We start from the raw sequence: 16,113 nt of genomic DNA, 5'->3' as shown, positions 1-16,113 counted from the left end.
CTCCGTACGGCTCAATCTCCTCCCGCGTCTCATTCCGCGCCGGGCATGGCCGGCAGCGGGAGCGGCAGCCCCGGCAGCCCGTCGATGCTCGTCGCGACGTGCTCCTTCTTCTCGAAGTAGGCACTGAGTGACGCGTCGTCCTCGCGGGCGAAGCGCTTGGCGTGCAGTGGCCGGTCCTCGTCGTACGACATGAAGGGCACGGCGAATCCGCAGGTGTCCCGGATCAGATCGGCCCTCACCACGATGATGGCGCGCAGCCCGTGCGGGCCGGGGTCCACCTCGGGGAAGCGGCCGAGCAGCGGGCCGAAGCGCGGATCGTCACGGAAGACCGGTTCGCCGCGGCCGTGCACCCGCAGGATGTTCGGCGGTCCCTGGAAGGCGCACCACATCAGCGTGATGCGGCCGTTCTCGCGGAGATGGGCGACCGTCTCGGCATTGCTGCCCGCGAAGTCCAGGTAGGCCACGGTGAGTTCGTCGATGACGGCGAACGAGCCGCTGACGCCCTTGGGGGAGAGGTTGACCGTGCCCTCGCCGTCCAGGGGCGCGGTCGCCGTGAAGAAGATGTGCTGCTCTTCGATGAAGGTCCTGATCCGTCCGTCGATTCGCTTGTACGTTTTTCCCATGGCGGCCATTCTCGTCGCCGGCCCCGATGAGGAACAGGTCGTTTCGCTCGACGGCACGGCGGCGGTGCGCACAGACCCGCGGAAGCTGTCCGACGGCTGGGACGAGAGCCTGCTCCACCTCCCGCGCCAACACGGCGGCCGGTTCGTCGGCCGGCCCGTGTCCGTGGGCCCCGCCCCGCACGCCCGGGGACACGTCCCGGGCGTCACGCCGCTGGGCGACGACGCGCACCTGATGCCTCCGTCAGGCTCGGCGACGAGCCCGCCATGGTCGACGGCACCTCGCACCGGCCTCGCGACACACCACTCCCACCTGCACCTTTGACAAAGCATACGGAGGACTGCATAGTTATACCCATCAGTGATTGCACCGTAAGGAGAAACCCGTGACCGAGCGCGTCGTACTCGCCTACTCGGGCGGCCTGGACACCTCCGTCGCCATCGGCTGGATCGCCGAGGAGACGGGCGCCGAGGTCATCGCCGTTGCCGTGGACGTCGGCCAGGGCGGCGAGGACCTGGACGTCATCCGCAAGCGCGCGCTCGCCTGCGGTGCCGTCGAGGCGGAGGTCGCGGACGCCAAGGACGAGTTCGCCGAGGAGTACTGCCTCCCGGCGATCAAGGCCAACGCCCTCTACATGGACCGCTACCCGCTGGTCTCCGCCCTGTCCCGGCCGACCATCGTCAAGCACCTCGTCGCCGCCGCCAAGAAGCACAACGCGGGCATCGTCGCCCACGGCTGCACCGGCAAGGGCAACGACCAGGTCCGCTTCGAGGCCGGCATCTCCGCGCTCGGCCCCGACCTGAAGTGCATCGCCCCGGTCCGCGACTACGCGATGACCCGGGACAAGGCGATCGCCTTCTGCGAGGAGAAGAACCTCCCGATCGCGACCACCAAGAAGTCCCCGTACTCCATCGACCAGAATGTCTTCGGGCGCGCCGTCGAGACGGGCTTCCTGGAGGACATCTGGAACGCGCCGATCGAGGACATCTACGAGTACACCGAGAACCCCGCCACCCCGCGCGAGGCCGACGAGGTCGTCATCTCCTTCAAGGAGGGCGTGCCCGTGGCCGTCGACGGCAAGCCCGTCACCGTCCTCCAGGCGATCCAGCAGCTCAACCAGCGGGCCGGCGCCCAGGGCATCGGCCGGATCGACATGGTCGAGGACCGCCTCGTCGGCATCAAGTCCCGTGAGGTGTACGAGGCCCCGGGTGCGATCGCGCTGATCACCGCCCACCAGGAGCTGGAGAACGTCACCGTCGAGCGCGAGCTGGCCCGCTACAAGCGGCAGGTCGAGCAGCGCTGGGGCGAGCTGGTCTACGACGGCCTGTGGTTCTCGCCGCTCAAGCGCGCCCTGGACGGCTTCATCAACGAGGCCAACCAGCACGTCACCGGCGACATCCGGATGACCATGCACGCGGGCCGCGCCGTCGTCACCGGCCGGAAGTCCGGGCAGTCGCTCTACGACTTCAACCTCGCCACCTACGACTCGGGCGACACGTTCGACCAGTCCAAGGCGCAGGGCTTCATCGAGATCTTCGGCCTCTCGTCGAAGATCGCCGCCAAGCGTGACCTCGCCTGATCCCCAGTAGTTACGTCACCGCCTCCCCGACCCTCCGTGCGGGGAGGCGGTCGCACATCCACCCCCTTGTCCTTCCGAGGAGCACGCAGTGAGCAACGGCAACGGCAACAGCGACGTACGCCTCTGGGGCGCCCGCTTCGCCGACGGTCCGGCCGAGGCGCTGGCCAAGCTGTCCGCCTCCGTCCACTTCGACTGGCGGCTCGCGCCGTACGACATCGCCGGCTCCCGCGCCCACGCGCGAGTCCTGAACAAGGCGGGTCTGCTCACCGAGGACGAGCTGAACCGCATGATCGCCGGTCTCGACCAGCTCGAAGCCGATGTCGCCGACGGCTCGTTCACCGGCACCGTCGCCGACGAGGACGTGCACACGGCGCTGGAGCGTGGCCTGCTGGAGCGGCTCGGCCCGGACCTCGGCGGCAAGCTGCGGGCCGGCCGGTCCCGGAACGACCAGATCGCCACGCTCTTCCGGATGTACCTGCGCGATCACGCCCGGATCATCGGCGGTCTGATCGCCGAGCTCCAGAGCGCCCTGGTCGGCCTCGCCGAGACACACCCGGACGTCGCGATGCCCGGTCGTACGCATCTGCAGCACGCCCAGCCGGTGCTCTTCGCCCACCACGTCCTGGCCCATGTGCAGTCCCTCTCCCGGGACGCCGAGCGGCTGCGCCAGTGGGACGAGCGGACCGCCGTCTCCCCGTACGGCGCCGGCGCGCTCGCCGGTTCCTCCCTCGGGCTGGACCCGGAGGCGGTCGCCGCCGACCTCGGCTTCGAGCGCGGCTCCGTCGGCAACTCCATCGACGGCACGGCCTCCCGCGACTTCGTCGCCGAGTTCGCGTTCATCACCGCGATGATCGGCGTGAACCTCTCCCGGATCGCGGAGGAGGTCATCATCTGGAACACGAAGGAGTTCTCCTTCGTCACCCTGCACGACGCCTTCTCCACCGGCTCCTCGATCATGCCGCAGAAGAAGAACCCGGACATCGCCGAGCTGGCCCGCGGCAAGTCCGGCCGGCTGATCGGCAATCTGACGGGCCTCATGGCCACGCTGAAGGCCCTCCCGCTCGCGTACAACCGCGACCTCCAGGAGGACAAGGAGCCGGTCTTCGACTCCTGCGACCAGCTCGAAGTGCTGCTGCCCGCCTTCACCGGGATGATGGCGACGCTCACCGTCAACCGGGAGCGCATGGAGCAGCTGGCCCCGGCCGGCTTCTCGCTCGCCACCGACGTCGCCGAGTGGCTGGTCAAGCAGGGAGTGCCGTTCCGCGTCGCGCACGAGGTCGCGGGCGAGTGCGTCAAGGAGTGCGAGCGGCAGGGCATCGAGCTCGACGAACTGACCGACGAGCAGTTCGCGAAGATCTCCGAGCACCTCACCCCCGAGGTGCGCACGGTCCTCGACGTGCCCGGCGCCCTCGCCTCCCGCAGCGGCCGCGGCGGCACGGCCCCGTCCGCCGTCGCCGTCCAGCTCGCCGAGGTCAAGGCGGACCTCGCCGTCCAGGAGACGTGGGCGACCGCGAAGAACTGACGGCGGCGAGGACGGAACCGGGGCGGGGAGCGGCCGTACGCTCCCCGCCTTCCGGTTTCCCCGGGCTGGGTTACGTTGACGGGGGAGTGCACCCCATCGACGAGGAGCCCACGATGCCTTTCGCCCGGCTGGCCACAGCGACGACTCCGACCGCCCACATCGGGCTCGGCCTGGCGGCGGTCGGCAGGCCCGGCTACATCAACCTCCACCGCGACCGCGATCTGCCTGCCGACCGCAGCGTCGACGCGCTGCGCGGGCGCACCCATGAACTGCTGGACGCCGCCTACGCGCAGGGCGTCCGCTACTTCGACGCGGCCCGCTCCTACGGCCGTTCGGAGGAGTTCCTGGCCGACTGGCTGACGGCGCACCCGGAGGCGGACGACGTCGTCGTCGGCAGCAAGTGGGGCTACACCTACACCGCCGACTGGCGCGTGGAGGCCGAGGCGCACGAGGTCAAGGACCACAGCCTGGCCACCTATCTGCGCCAGCGCGCCGAGACCCGCGCACTGCTGGGGGACCGGCTCGACCTCTACCAGATCCACTCGGTCACCGCCGACAGCCCGGCCCTCACCGACAAGGAGCTGCACGCGCGGCTCGCCGGTCTCGCCGCGGAAGGGGTCAGCGTCGGGCTGTCCACCAGCGGGCCCGCCCAGGCCGACGCCATCCGGGCCGCCCTGGCCGTCACCGTCGACGGCGAGCCGCTCTTCCGTACCGTCCAGGCCACCTACAACGCCCTGGAGACCTCGGCCGGAGCCGCGCTCGCCGAGGCCCACGACGCCGGGCTCACCGTGATCGTCAAGGAAGCCATGGCCAACGGCCGGCTCGCCGGAACGGATGCCCCCGCCGTGGTCCGGGAGATCGCCGCAGAGGCCGGCCTGGGCAGCGACGCGATCGCGCTGGCGCTCGTCCTGCACCAGCCGTGGGCCGGAGTGGTGCTCTCCGGCGCGGTGACCGTCAACCAGCTCACCGGAAACCTGCACGCGGCCGTCGTCGTCCTCGACGAGGCGCGGCGCGCCTCGCTCGACGCGCTGGTGGAGGAGCCGGAGGCGTACTGGCGGCACCGCGCCGCCCTGCCGTGGAGCTGAACGGGCGCCCTCGCAGCCGGTGAGGAGAGCTCATCCCCCTGTCTCACTGGTGGGCCGGCGACCCGGCCCGCCTCCCCGGCCTCGATCCGACCGTCCTCAACGACTGACCGGGGGCGGCGGGTCCGGGGGCGGCAGCGGCCGGGGCGGGCGGCCGGGGGCGGGCGGCTCAGTGCCCGCCGCTCCGGCGGCTGTCGGCCCACGCTTCGAGCGTCTCGAAATCGCCCGGCAGCAGCCCGATCCACGGGTCGATCCACATCAGCAGCGCCTCGGCCGCCCCGTGCCCGACGGCCCAGTCCCGGTCCGGCTGGGAGATCTCGTCGTCGACCCAGGCGAACGGCCGGCCCGCCGCGTACTCCACGACGTACTGCGTCTTCCAGTAGGTGCCGCCCGGGGCGCTGCCGTGCATCGACGGCCAGTCGATGTACGGCAGCGGGGGCAGTCCGAGACGCGGCCCGATCCACTCATTGGCCTCGTCCTTCCAGGTCGTCGCCCAGACGAGCTCGTAGCGCCCGGCCAGGCCGCGCAGCGCCTTGCCGTGCTGCGGGTTGAGCAGGACGGGCAGCGCAGGCCCGTAGTCCCAGCCCGTCGGCCGCATCAGATGCCTCGCATAGCCGTCCGGAACCGGGCGGCGCGCCAGTGCCGCGTACGGATTGAGCGGGCCGTCGATGTCGATCAGCAGCAGCGGCTTCATGCCGACATGGTCCCCTCTCCCCTCCGTGCAGGGCGACGGGTCTACGGTGAGACATTCATGTCTCATATGGCTTATGGTTGTCTCATGAGTCTCGACCGTGAGCAGGTGCTGCGCAGCGCAGCCGCCCTGCTGACCCGCAGATCGACCGCCACCATGGACGAGGTCGCCAGAGCCGCAGGTATCGGACGCGCCACTCTGCACCGGCACTTCGCCGGACGGGACGCCCTGGTCAGGGCATTGGAGAACCTCGGAATCCAGGAGTTCGGAGCGGCTCTGGACGCCGCCGTGCTCGACGAGGGGACCTCCGAGGAGGCGCTGCGCCGACTGGTCGCCGCCATCGAGCCGAGCGCCGGACTCCTCTCCTTCCTCGTCACGGAGAATCAGCTCTTCGAGGGCGACGAGATGAACGAGGGCTGGAACAGGCTCGACGCCCGGGTCTCCGCCTTCTTCAGGCGCGGCCAGGAGCGCGGCGAGTTCCGTATCGACCTCACCCCCGCATGGCTGACCGAGGCCCTCTACGGGCTCATCTCCAGCGGGGCCTGGGCCGTCCTGGAGGGCCGGGTCGCCGGGAAGGACTTCCAGTACATGATCGCCGAGTTGCTGCTCGGCGGCGCACGCCGGAGCGTAGAGCAATGAGCAGTCTCGAACAGCACGCCCCGACCGCCCAGGAGCCGCGTCGGCCGGGGCGGTGGATAGCCCTGGCCGTCCTCGTCCTCGCGGTGCTGCTCGTGGCCGTCGATGCCACGGTCCTCGGACTCGCCACCCCCTTCCTCACCGAGGACCTCAAGCCGTCCGGCACCCAGCTGCTCTGGATCGGCGACGTCTACTCCTTCGTCATCGCCGGGCTCCTGGTCTCCATGGGCAGCCTCGGTGACCGCATCGGCCGCAAGAAGCTGCTGCTGACCGGTGCCGTCGCCTTCGGCGCGGTCTCGGTGCTCAACGCGTACGCGAGCACCCCCGAGATGATGATCCTGGCGAGGGCGCTGCTCGGTGTCGCGGGCGCCACCCTGATGCCGTCCACGCTCGCCCTGATCCGCAACCTCTTCCACGATCCGCGCGAGCGCAGCCTCGCCATCGGCATCTGGGGAGCCATGGCCTCCGCGGGCGCGGCCGTCGGCCCCGTCGTCGGCGGGTTCCTGCTGGAACACTTCTGGTGGGGCTCGGTCTTCCTGATCAACCTGCCCGTCATGGCCGTCCTGGTGGTCGTCGGCGCCAAGATGATCCCCGAGTCGAAGAATCCGGCGCCGGGCCCCTGGGACCTGCTCAGCGTGGCGCTCTCCTTCATCGGCATGATCGGTGTCGTGTACGCCATCAAGGAGCTGGCCGCGCACGGCACGAGCTGGGGCGTCGCCGCCGCCGGCTTCGGCGGTCTGGCCGCGCTCTGCTGGTTCGTACGCCGCCAGCTCACGCTCCCCGCGCCCCTGCTGGACATGCGGCTCTTCCACCACCGGGGCTTCTCGGGCGCCGTCCTCGCGGATCTGCTGACCATCCTCGGCCTGTCCGGGCTGGTCTTCTTCCTCTCCCAGTTCCTGCAACTGGTCCAAGGACGCGGACCGCTGGAGGCGGGGCTCGCCGAACTGCCCGCGGCCGCCGGCGCGGTCACCGCGGGGCTGCTCGCCGGTGTGGTGGCCCGCCGCTACTCCGTACGGTCCGTGGTCTCCGGCGGCCTGGCGGCGATCGGCCTGGCGCTCGCCGCGGTCACCCTGATCCACAAGGAGACCGCCTACCCGCTGATCGGCGCGGTGCTGCTGGTCGTCGGCGTCGGCGCGGGCTTCGCCTTCACCGTCACTTCCGACGTGATCCTCTCCAGTGTCCCGAAGGAGCAGGCGGGCTCCGCGGGCGCGGTCTCCGAGACGGCGTACGAACTCGGCGCGGCCCTCGGCATCGCCCTGCTCGGCTCCATCGTCACCGGTGTCTACCAGGACTTCGTCACCCCGAAGGGCGTCCCGTCGGCCAACGCGGCAGCGGCCCACGAATCGCTGGGCGGCGCCGTCGAAGCGGCCCACGGCCTTCCGGCGCACCAGGCGGGCGCGCTGGTCTCCGCCGCCCAGGAGTCGTTCGTCGACGGGCTGCGGCTCGCCGCGGGAGTCGGCGCGGCGGTCCTGCTGGCGACGGCCCTCACCGCCTGGTTCCTGTTGCGCGGTCAGAAGCTGGAGGAGGGCATCGTCCACCAGTAGCCGCATGCCGTCCCGGCCCGCACGGGCCGGACGGCATGCGGAAGGGCCCGTCCGGAGACGGGCCCTTCCGCATGTCCTGCGCCGTGCGTCAGCTCACGCGGCCTTGGCCTTCGTGGCGTACATGTCGACGTATTCCTGACCGGACAGCCGCATCACTTCGGCCATCACGGAGTCGGTGACCGCCCGCAGCACATAGCGGTCGCGGTCCATGCCCTCGTAGCGGGAGAACTCCATCGGCTCGCCGAATCGGACCGTCACCTTGCCGGGACGGGGCAGACCGGTACCCCCGGGCTGCAGCTTGTCCGTGCCGATCATCGCGAACGGCACCACCGGCGCACCCGTCATCAGCGTCAGCCGGGCGATGCCCGTACGGCCCCGGTAGAGGCGGCCGTCGGGGGAGCGGGTGCCCTCCGGGTAGATGGCGAAGGCCTTGCCCTCGTCCAGTACCCGACGGCCCGTCATCAGCGCCGCGACACCGCCGCGGCCGCCGTCCCGGTCCACCGGGATCATGCCGCAGCCCGTGAAGAACCAGGCCATCGCCCGGCCCTTGAGCCCCTTGCCCGTCACGTACTCGTCCTTGCCGATGTAGTACACCGGCCGGTCGCAGCAGATCGGCATGATCATCGAGTCGATGAACGTCAGATGGTTGCCCGCGAGGATCACCGGACCGTCCCCGGGGATGTTCTCCACACCCTCCACCTGGGGGCGGAACATCAGGCGCAAGATCGGTCCGAGCACTGCCTTGATGAGTGCGTGTCGGGACAACGGTTCCTCCGGTGTAGTGGCCGGGCCGGCCGAGGCGCGGGATCGTGACGGTCCATGCAGGTGAGGACGATACTCGCGGGTACTCGCTTACCGCACATCGGGTTCACCGAGTGGATACGCAGTGTTGACGTGTGTTTCCGCCATGTTCGCCCAGGAGCTGCTCCTGAGACGGTACGACTGCCTACGCTCGGGCCGCGTCCGACAGGTGCGAGACATCACACGCGAGGAGCATTCATGACAGAGCGCGCACAGGCAGGTCCCGGCCGCAGGGCCCTGCTCGGGGCGGGGGCCGCCGTACTGGGTACGGCCGCCCTCGGTCTGGCCGGCGGCCCGGCCGACGCCGCCCAGAACGCCGCCGGACGGCCGGGCGGCCACGGCGGCGGCCACGGCTTCCGCCTCGATCTGCCGGTGCCGACCGTCATCGGACACCGCGGCACCAGCGGCTACCGGCCCGAGCACACCCTCGGCTCCTACCAGCTGGCCCTCGACATGGGCGCGCACATCGTCGAGCAGGACCTGGTGCCGACCAAGGACGGCCATCTCGTCTGCCGCCACGAGAACGACATCACCGCCACCACCGACGTCTCCGCCCACCCCGAGTTCGCGAGCCGGAAGACCACGAAGAAGGTGGACGGGGTCTCGCTCACCGGCTGGTTCACCGAGGACTTCACCCTTGCCGAGCTGAAGACACTGCGGGCCAAGGAGCGCATCCCCGGCACCCGCCAGAAGAACACGCTCTACGACGGCCGCTGGGAGATCCCCACCTTCGAGGAGGTGCTGCGCTGGGCCGACCGCGAGGGACGCAGGCGCGGCAAGCCGGTCTGGCTGTACGTCGAGACCAAGCACCCCACCTACTTCCGCGGCCTCGGCCTCGGCCTCGAAGAGCCCCTCGCCAAGCTGCTGCGCCGCTACAACCGTCACCGCAAGCAGTCGCCGCTCATCCTCCAGTCCTTCGAGCCCGGCAGCATCCAGCGCCTGGCCGGACTCGTCGCCACCCCGCGCGTCGTCCTGCTCTCCGGCGCGGGCGAGCGCCCCTGGGACTTCGTCACCTCCGGCGACCCGCGCACCGTCGCCGACCTGGTGAAGCCCGAGGGCCTGGAGTGGATGGCCTCCTTCGCCCAGGGCATCGGGCCCACCCTGGACCTGATCATTCCCAAGGACGCCTCGGGGCGGCTCACCGCGCCGACCACCCTCGTGAAGGACGCGCACGCGCGGGGCCTGGTCCTGCACCCCTACACCATGCGCAACGAGAACACCTTCCTGCCCGCCGACTTCCGGCGCGGCACCGACCCCAACGCCTACGGCGACGCGTTCGGCGCGTTCCGGACGTACTTCGCGACGGGGATCGACGGGATCTTCTCTGACAACCCGGACACGGCTCTTCTCGCCGCGGCGGACTTCGCCGCGAAGTGAGACCGGCGTCAGCACCCGGCCGGGGCGTGCCCCGGTCGGGTGGTGCGCACCGGGTACGGCAACCGGCCGCCGGTGCGGACGCGTTTGCCGGAGCATGACGCTTCCCGATCCCGCCCCCGCCGGGCCCGAGGCCGCCCCCGCGGCCGTCGTCCGAACGCTCCGACCGCTGGTGAGCGCGGAGGCCACGGCCGAGGCGGCCGCCTCGGCGACGGGCCCCGCGGTCGAACCGGCCGACCTCGAACAGGCGGTCTGGCTGCGGCTGCTGGAGCGGCTCGCGGTGGGCGGGCCGCCGGCGGACACGGCGCGCTGGGTGCGGGACGCCGTACGGGCCGAGGCCCGCCGGGCCCGCCGTACCGCCCGGCACGAACGCCCCTACCGCGACGAGACGTTCGCGGATCCGGCCGGCTGCCCCGAGCGGATCGCCGTGGGTGCCGACGAACGCCGGGCGCTGCACGCCGCGGTGGGCCGGCTGCCCGGCCGCTGCGCCCGGCTGCTGGCGGCGATGCTCGCGCCCGGAGATCCCACCTACCGGGAAATCGCAGGGAAGTTGGGTATGTCACAGGGGAGTTTGGGTCCGGTCCGTTCCCGATGCCTTGGATGTCTGCGCAGAATGCTCGCGGCGGAGGTTGTCGCTCCTGAACCGCGGGGAAAGGAGCGTTAGACAACCGGTGGATCAGGTGGGCGGAGGCATGCGCACATGGGCATGAGTGTGATCATCTCGGCGGCGACGGCACAGGACGCCGAACAGATCTTGAAACTTCAGTACCTCTGCTTCCAGAGCGAGGCGGAGCTGTACGGGAACTACCGGATCGACCCGCTCGTCCAGACGCTCGATTCGGTGCGCGCCGAGATCGCCACGCAGCTGGTGTTCGTGGCGCGGCTGGGCGACGAAGTCGTCGGTTCGGTCCGCGGATCCACCGATCAGGACGGCACCGGGCAGATCGGGCGGCTCTGCGTCCACCCGCGGCTCCAGGGACACGGCCTCGGCGCCCGGCTGCTGCGGGCCGCGGAGTCGGGGCTCGCCGACGAGCGGTCGGCCACCCGCTTCCAGCTGCACACCGGGCACCGCAGCGAGAGCAATCTGCGCCTCTACCAGCGGGCCGGCTACGCCCCCGTGGGCAACGCGACCGGTCAGGACGGCGTCCGGATGATCCTGCTGGAGAAGGACGCGACCTCACCCGCCTACGTAGCGAGCGCGTAGCACCGGCAGCGCGCCGCACGGGTTGCGCTCGTCCGCCCGTGCCGCGTCCGGCGCGCCCGTCCTACGCGTTCTTCGCGCGGCGCAGCCACATCATCCCGGTGATCGGCAGGATCACCGGGATGAACAGATAGCCCATGCCGAAGTCGGACCAGACGGTGGCGTCGGCGAACGCCGAGGGTTCCACCATCGTCCACGTCCCCACCACCAGCACACCCAGGAGCTCGGCGGCGCAGCACACCAGCGCCGACCTGCGCGCCCTCTCACCACCGCGCACCAGCGAGTACGTGATGAATCCGTACACGACGGCGGCGACGGCCGACAGCACGTAGGCGAGCGGTGCCCGGTCGAAGTCCAGGATCATCTGGACGATCGAGCGGGAGGCCGCCGCGACGGTGAACACCCCGTAGAACCAGACCAGCACCCGGCCGGGACCGGTGCCGAGGTCGAAGGGCTGCTTCTGGCCGGCGGGGGCGGCGGCGGAGGTGCGATCGGTGTCGGTCACGGTCAGTTTCCCCAGATGTCGTAGAGCCGTACTTCGAGGACGGCCAGCACGACCGCGCCCGCCGCCACCGTCACCGAACCCCACCGGGTCCGCTCGGTGAGCGACAGGAAGCCGGCCGCGGGCACGGCGAGGAAGGACCCGATCAGATACGCGATGAAGATCGTCATGCCCTGCTCGGGCCGTTCGCCCCGGGACAGCTGCACGATGCCCACCACCAGCTGGGCCAGCGCCAGCAGCGAGACCACGGCCATCCCGATGAAGTGCCAGTCCTTGGTGGGCTGGTCCCGGTACGCGGCCAGTCCGCACCAGGCGGTGAGGGCGAGCGCGGTCACGGCGACCGCGACCGTCAGGGCGTCAAGCATGAGGTGAGGGTATTACGGACCGGACGGCCCCCTGCGTGCGCCCCCGCACCCGGAGGGCGGACCGGCGCCGGCGGCCGGAGGCCGGGGACGGCCCCCGGCGGTGCCGTGGTCCCTTCCGGTACCGGTGGGCCCCGGCCGCGGTCGGGACCGTGGCCTTGACCACAACGCACGAGGACCCCGGACCCGCCGCAGGATGCGTCATCGACGGCCGATCAGCCACATCGGTGCAGGTCACAGCCCCGAAAGCGGGAATCGCGACAACCTGCCCGGCCGGTCGGCACCACCATCCACGGCTGTCCGCTATACGGACACGCCGGCCGGGCGGAACGTTACGTCTGTTTTACTTGCCGCATGACCACGACGAGCGACCGCACCCTTGCGACCGAGGCGATCACGACGCCCGGTGCTCGTTGTATGTGTCGAATGCGCACCTTCTGAGGGCCCCCGCCCGATCCTCGCGCCCCGAAGCGAGACCGAGCCCGAGCCGTCCGCACCCAGCGGAACGAGCCCGCCCGAGCACCGCTGCCCCGGCTACCCGCCGCGTCCGGCCGTGCCGAGCCCCCGCCCGGGACGTCCGATCGAAACGTCCGGACAGCCCCATCAGACGAATGCCCCGTGCCCGGCGGACACCGCGCCGCGCACTCGACAGTGACGGAAACCCTGTGATCACCACTACGGGCCTCACCAAGGTCTACCAGTCGCGCGGCCGTGAGGTCACCGCCCTGGACGGCGTCGACCTGCACGTCCGCGAGGGCGAGGTGTACGGCGTCATCGGACAGAGCGGCGCCGGAAAATCCTCCCTCATCCGCTGCGTCAACCTCCTGGAACGCCCCACCTCCGGCACGGTCACCGTGGCCGGCCAGGACCTCACCGCCCTCGCCGGCCGGGGCCGCCGGGCCGGCCGGGAACTGCGCGAGGCACGCAGCCGCATCGGCATGGTCTTCCAGCACTTCAACCTGCTGGCCTCCCGTACCGTCCAGAACAACGTCGAACTCCCGCTGGAGATCCTCGGCGTCCCGGGCAGGGACCGCTCCCGCAAGGCCCTCGAACTCCTCGACCTGGTCGGCCTCGCCGACAAGGCCAAGGCCTACCCCGGCCAGCTCTCCGGCGGCCAGAAGCAGCGCGTCGGCATCGCCCGCGCACTGGCCGGCGACCCCAAGGTGCTGCTCTCCGACGAGGCGACCTCCGCCCTCGACCCCGAGACCACCCGCTCCGTCCTCCAGCTGCTGCGCGACCTCAACCAGCAGCTCGGCCTGACCGTCCTGCTCATCACGCACGAGATGGACGTCGTCAAGACGATCTGCGACTCCGCCGCGCTGATGCAGAAGGGGCGCATCGTCGAGTCCGGAACCGTCGGCGAACTCCTCGCCACCCCCGGCTCCGAACTGGCCCACAAGCTGTTCCCCGTCGGCGGTACGGCCTCCGGCCCCGACCGCACGGTCGTCGACGTCACCTTCCACGGCGAGGCCGCCACCCAGCCGGTGATCTCGCAGCTCTCCCGTACGTACAACATCGACATCTCGATCCTGGGCGCCGCGATGGACACCGTCGGCGGCAAGCAGATCGGCCGGATGCGCATCGAGCTGCCCGGCCGCTTCGAGGAGAACGTCGTTCCGATCGGCTTCCTGCGCGAGCAGGGACTCCAGGCCGAGGTCGTGGAGCACGACTCCGCCGCCGTCCCCGTACCGACCCCCGCCCCGCTCACCGAGGAGGTGGCGAAGTGACCTGGTCCGAAATGCAGCCGCTGCTCACCCAGGGAACCGTCGACACCCTGTACATGGTGCTCTGGTCCGCACTCGTCACCGTTCTCGTAGGACTGCCGCTCGGTGTCCTGCTGGTCCTCACCGACAAGGGCGGACTGCTCCGGAACGCCCCGGTCAACAAGATCATCGGCGTGATCGTGAACATCGGCCGTTCGCTGCCCTTCATCATCCTGCTGATCGCCCTGATCCCCTTCACCACCTGGGTCGTCGGCACCTTCATCGGCCCGACCGCGATGATCGTGCCGCTCGCCGTCGGCGCCATCCCGTTCTTCGCGCGGCTCGTCGAGACCGCCGTCCGCGAGGTCGACCACGGGCTCGTCGAGGCCGTCCAGTCGATGGGCGGATCCATCCCGACGATCGTCCGCAAGGTGCTGCTCCCGCAGGCGCTGCCCTCGCTCGTCTCCGCCACCACCACCACCGTCATCGTGCTCATCGGCTACTCGGCGATGGCCGGCGCGGTCGGCGGCGAAGGGCTCGGCTCCAAGGCCGTCACCTACGGATTCCAGCGCTTCGACAACCAGTTCATGCTCATCACCGTCGCGCTGCTGATCGTCATCGTGACCGTGATCCAGCTGATCGGCGACGGAGCCGTACGCCTGCTGGCCCGCCGGGGCCGCACCACCACCTGAGACTTCCTTTCCACCCAAGCCCGAACTCCTTGTCCGGGCGCACCACCCTCACCACCGAAAGAGGCACTTTTCGTGCGCAAGAACATCAAGATCACCGCTGCTGCCGCCGCGACCGCCGCCCTGGCCTTCGGCCTCACCGCCTGCGGTACGGACTCCGACCCGGCCTCCAAGAGCGCGACCGGCGCCAAGGCCGACACCTCCAAGGCGCTCGTCGTCGCCGCGTCCCCGACGCCGCACGCCGACATTCTGAACTTCGTCAAGAAGAACCTGGCGGCGAAGGCGGGCCTCAAGCTGGAGGTCAAGGAGTTCACGGACTACGTCCTGCCGAACACCGCCACCGAGACCGGCCAGGTCGACGCCAACTTCTTCCAGCACCAGCCGTACCTCGACGACTTCAACAAGAAGAACAACACCCACCTCGTCTCCGTCGGCACCGTCCACCTGGAGCCCCTCGGCCTCTACTCCAAGAAGGTCAAGGCCATCGGTGACATCAAGTCCGGCCAGACCATCGCGGTGCCCAACGACACCACCAACGAGGGCCGCGCCCTCCAGCTGCTTGCCGAGAAGGGCCTGATCACCCTCAAGGCCGGCGTCGGCACCGACGCCAAGCTGAGCGACATCACCGACAAGAAGGGCCTGGAGTTCAAGGAGCTGGAGGCCGCGACCGTGCCCCGCGCCCTGAACGACGTGGACGCCGCCGTCATCAACGGCAACTACGCCATCGAGGCCAAGCTCAAGCCCTCCGAGGACGCCCTCGCGCTGGAGAAGGCCGACGGCAACCCGTACGCCAACATCGTCGTCGTGAAGAAGGGCAACGAGAAGGACGCCCGCGTCGAGAAGCTCGTGAAGCTCCTGCACTCCGACGAGGTCAAGAAGTTCATCGAGGACACCTACCAGGGCTCGGTCGTCCCGGCCTTCGGCAGCGCGGCCAAGTCCTGACACGCGCACGGCATTTGCCCGACGGGCCCCGCGCACCCCACCACCACGGGGGCGCGGGGCTCCGTCGTGCGGACCCGCCCATGCACAACGCCGGGCCGATGCTGCATGCTGTGCCTTTACACGGTCTTCGGCATGGAGCTGCGCATGACTTCCACCTTTCCGGACATCTCCATCAGCACGGACCGGTTGGTGCTGCGCCCGTTCGACATGGCGGACGTCCCCGCGTACATCGAGATGATGAACGACGAACTCGTCACCGCCTGGACCGATGACCCGCACCCCTACACCCGCGTCGACGCCGAGCGCTGGGTCCGCAGGATCGCCCCCGCGCAGCGCACCACCGGGGACGGCATCGTCTTCGCCGTCACCGAATTCCTCACCCAGCGGCTCGTCGGCTCGGTCCGCCTGCGCAACACCGACTGGCGCACCCTCGCCACCGAGGCCGCCTACATCACCGCCCCCTGGGCGCGCGGCGAGGGGTACGCCACCGAGTCCGTACTCGCGCTGGCCCAGTGGCTCTTCCGCGACCAGGGCTTCGAGCGCATCGAACTGCGCACCGCCGCCGACAACACCGCCTCGCAGCAGGTCGCCCAGAAGCTCGGTTGCATCAGCGAGGGAGTCCTGCGCAACGCCCGCATAGCGCGCACCCAGAGGGAGGACGGAAGCTGGACCGACATCAGGACCGACCTGATCGTCTGGGGCCTGCTCCCCGAGGACCTCGAAGGGGTCGCCGAGCAACTCGCGGACGCGGGCGGCTACGGCTCCTACAACGACTGGAACTGACCCCCCCCGCAGAGGCCCCGGCGCCCCGCCGGCGCGGACCCGGGTACTCTCACCCTGCCCGCCCTCACGGGCAGCCCCACC

At 70.5% G+C, this 16,113-nt stretch carries 18 protein-coding genes; 13 read left to right on the top strand and 5 right to left on the bottom strand.

All coding sequences use genetic code 11. The features are described 5' to 3' along the window. Positions 1-29: 29 nt before the first annotated feature. Positions 30-623, bottom strand: coding sequence for a pyridoxamine 5'-phosphate oxidase family protein (locus ACFVT1_RS28475; RefSeq protein ID WP_389800458.1), 594 nt, complete (start codon positions 621-623; stop codon positions 30-32). Here ACFVT1_RS28475 and ACFVT1_RS28470 point away from each other — a divergent pair. From ACFVT1_RS28470 to ACFVT1_RS28455, 4 genes are all read left to right on the top strand, one after another. Beyond that, complete coding sequence (locus ACFVT1_RS28470) at positions 622-945, top strand: hypothetical protein (RefSeq protein WP_389800456.1); 324 nt, start codon at positions 622-624, stop codon at positions 943-945. The two genes, ACFVT1_RS28475 and ACFVT1_RS28470, sit on opposite strands and share 2 nt — an antisense overlap. Before the next feature lie 61 nt (positions 946-1,006). After that, the gene (locus tag ACFVT1_RS28465; RefSeq protein ID WP_389800454.1) at positions 1,007-2,200 is read left to right on the top strand and encodes an argininosuccinate synthase; all 1,194 of its coding nucleotides are present in this window, start codon (positions 1,007-1,009) and stop codon (positions 2,198-2,200) included. A gap of 88 nt (positions 2,201-2,288) precedes the next feature. Next, positions 2,289-3,722 (top strand): argininosuccinate lyase, encoded by a 1,434-nt coding sequence (gene argH / locus ACFVT1_RS28460; protein WP_389800453.1) that lies wholly within the window; start codon positions 2,289-2,291, stop codon positions 3,720-3,722. Between the two features lie 113 nt (positions 3,723-3,835). Next, entirely contained in the window at positions 3,836-4,807 is a 972-nt protein-coding gene (locus ACFVT1_RS28455) for an aldo/keto reductase (protein WP_389800451.1), read from the top strand. A 166-nt stretch (positions 4,808-4,973) separates the two neighbouring features. Here ACFVT1_RS28455 and ACFVT1_RS28450 read toward each other — a convergent pair whose 3' ends face one another. Beyond that, positions 4,974-5,498 (bottom strand): hypothetical protein, encoded by a 525-nt coding sequence (locus ACFVT1_RS28450; protein ID WP_389800450.1) that lies wholly within the window; start codon positions 5,496-5,498, stop codon positions 4,974-4,976. Between the two features lie 84 nt (positions 5,499-5,582). On the opposite strand from ACFVT1_RS28450, the gene ACFVT1_RS28445 reads away from it, so the two are divergent. Further along, a complete protein-coding gene (locus ACFVT1_RS28445; RefSeq protein WP_389800448.1) occupies positions 5,583-6,134 on the top strand; it encodes a TetR/AcrR family transcriptional regulator in 552 nt (183 codons plus the stop codon). After that, positions 6,131-7,675, top strand: coding sequence for an MFS transporter (locus ACFVT1_RS28440; RefSeq protein ID WP_389800447.1), 1,545 nt, complete (start codon positions 6,131-6,133; stop codon positions 7,673-7,675). Before ACFVT1_RS28445 ends, ACFVT1_RS28440 begins: the two co-directional genes overlap by 4 nt. Positions 7,676-7,768: 93 nt before the next feature. Here ACFVT1_RS28440 and ACFVT1_RS28435 read toward each other — a convergent pair whose 3' ends face one another. Then, entirely contained in the window at positions 7,769-8,440 is a 672-nt protein-coding gene (locus ACFVT1_RS28435; protein WP_389800445.1) for a lysophospholipid acyltransferase family protein, read from the bottom strand. Positions 8,441-8,674: 234 nt separating this feature from the next. Between ACFVT1_RS28435 and ACFVT1_RS28430 the strand changes: the two genes are divergently transcribed. From ACFVT1_RS28430 to ACFVT1_RS28420, 3 genes are all read left to right on the top strand, one after another. Further along, complete coding sequence (locus ACFVT1_RS28430; RefSeq protein ID WP_389800443.1) at positions 8,675-9,853, top strand: glycerophosphodiester phosphodiesterase; 1,179 nt, start codon at positions 8,675-8,677, stop codon at positions 9,851-9,853. 94 nt (positions 9,854-9,947) lie between these two features. Beyond that, positions 9,948-10,514 (top strand): sigma-70 family RNA polymerase sigma factor, encoded by a 567-nt coding sequence (locus tag ACFVT1_RS28425; protein ID WP_389800441.1) that lies wholly within the window; start codon positions 9,948-9,950, stop codon positions 10,512-10,514. 36 nt (positions 10,515-10,550) lie between these two features. Continuing rightward, entirely contained in the window at positions 10,551-11,054 is a 504-nt protein-coding gene (locus ACFVT1_RS28420) for a GNAT family N-acetyltransferase (protein ID WP_389800439.1), read from the top strand. Between the two features lie 61 nt (positions 11,055-11,115). Here ACFVT1_RS28420 and ACFVT1_RS28415 read toward each other — a convergent pair whose 3' ends face one another. Together ACFVT1_RS28415 and ACFVT1_RS28410 are read right to left on the bottom strand one after the other, a co-directional pair. Continuing rightward, the gene (locus ACFVT1_RS28415; RefSeq protein ID WP_389800437.1) at positions 11,116-11,556 is read right to left on the bottom strand and encodes a hypothetical protein; all 441 of its coding nucleotides are present in this window, start codon (positions 11,554-11,556) and stop codon (positions 11,116-11,118) included. A 2-nt stretch (positions 11,557-11,558) separates the two neighbouring features. Continuing rightward, on the bottom strand, positions 11,559-11,918 hold the full coding sequence (locus ACFVT1_RS28410) for a hypothetical protein (protein ID WP_266745155.1): 360 nt from the start codon (positions 11,916-11,918) through the stop codon (positions 11,559-11,561). Between the two features lie 662 nt (positions 11,919-12,580). Here ACFVT1_RS28410 and ACFVT1_RS28405 point away from each other — a divergent pair. The 4 genes from ACFVT1_RS28405 to ACFVT1_RS28390 all read left to right on the top strand — a co-directional run bounded on the left by ACFVT1_RS28405 (position 12,581) and on the right by ACFVT1_RS28390 (position 16,032). Then, positions 12,581-13,642 (top strand): methionine ABC transporter ATP-binding protein, encoded by a 1,062-nt coding sequence (locus tag ACFVT1_RS28405; protein WP_389800435.1) that lies wholly within the window; start codon positions 12,581-12,583, stop codon positions 13,640-13,642. After that, entirely contained in the window at positions 13,639-14,310 is a 672-nt protein-coding gene (locus ACFVT1_RS28400) for a methionine ABC transporter permease (RefSeq protein WP_389800433.1), read from the top strand. The genes ACFVT1_RS28405 and ACFVT1_RS28400 overlap by 4 nt, the downstream gene beginning before the upstream one ends. Before the next feature lie 72 nt (positions 14,311-14,382). Continuing rightward, positions 14,383-15,249 (top strand): MetQ/NlpA family ABC transporter substrate-binding protein, encoded by an 867-nt coding sequence (locus ACFVT1_RS28395; protein ID WP_389800431.1) that lies wholly within the window; start codon positions 14,383-14,385, stop codon positions 15,247-15,249. A 105-nt stretch (positions 15,250-15,354) separates the two neighbouring features. After that, on the top strand, positions 15,355-16,032 hold the full coding sequence (locus ACFVT1_RS28390) for a GNAT family N-acetyltransferase (RefSeq protein WP_389800429.1): 678 nt from the start codon (positions 15,355-15,357) through the stop codon (positions 16,030-16,032). Positions 16,033-16,113 lie beyond the last annotated feature (81 nt).

The sequence above is a fragment of the Streptomyces sp. NPDC057963 genome (assembly GCF_042887155.1).
In the GTDB taxonomy this organism is placed as follows: Bacteria; Actinomycetota; Actinomycetes; order Streptomycetales; family Streptomycetaceae; genus Streptomyces.
This window is presented reverse-complemented; position numbering and strand designations above follow the sequence as displayed.

Coding starts and splice junctions, on each gene's coding strand:
- ACFVT1_RS28445 (WP_389800448.1), top strand. CDS start 5,583: ATGAGTCTCGACCGTGAGCAGGTGCTGCGCAGCGCAGCCGCCCTGCTG.
- ACFVT1_RS28390 (WP_389800429.1), top strand. CDS start 15,355: ATGCTGTGCCTTTACACGGTCTTCGGCATGGAGCTGCGCATGACTTCC.
- ACFVT1_RS28425 (WP_389800441.1), top strand. CDS start 9,948: ATGACGCTTCCCGATCCCGCCCCCGCCGGGCCCGAGGCCGCCCCCGCG.
- ACFVT1_RS28420 (WP_389800439.1), top strand. CDS start 10,551: ATGGGCATGAGTGTGATCATCTCGGCGGCGACGGCACAGGACGCCGAA.
- ACFVT1_RS28475 (WP_389800458.1), bottom strand. CDS start 623: ATGGGAAAAACGTACAAGCGAATCGACGGACGGATCAGGACCTTCATC.
- ACFVT1_RS28470 (WP_389800456.1), top strand. CDS start 622: ATGGCGGCCATTCTCGTCGCCGGCCCCGATGAGGAACAGGTCGTTTCG.
- ACFVT1_RS28455 (WP_389800451.1), top strand. CDS start 3,836: ATGCCTTTCGCCCGGCTGGCCACAGCGACGACTCCGACCGCCCACATC.
- ACFVT1_RS28450 (WP_389800450.1), bottom strand. CDS start 5,498: ATGAAGCCGCTGCTGCTGATCGACATCGACGGCCCGCTCAATCCGTAC.
- ACFVT1_RS28430 (WP_389800443.1), top strand. CDS start 8,675: ATGACAGAGCGCGCACAGGCAGGTCCCGGCCGCAGGGCCCTGCTCGGG.
- ACFVT1_RS28440 (WP_389800447.1), top strand. CDS start 6,131: ATGAGCAGTCTCGAACAGCACGCCCCGACCGCCCAGGAGCCGCGTCGG.
- ACFVT1_RS28410 (WP_266745155.1), bottom strand. CDS start 11,918: ATGCTTGACGCCCTGACGGTCGCGGTCGCCGTGACCGCGCTCGCCCTC.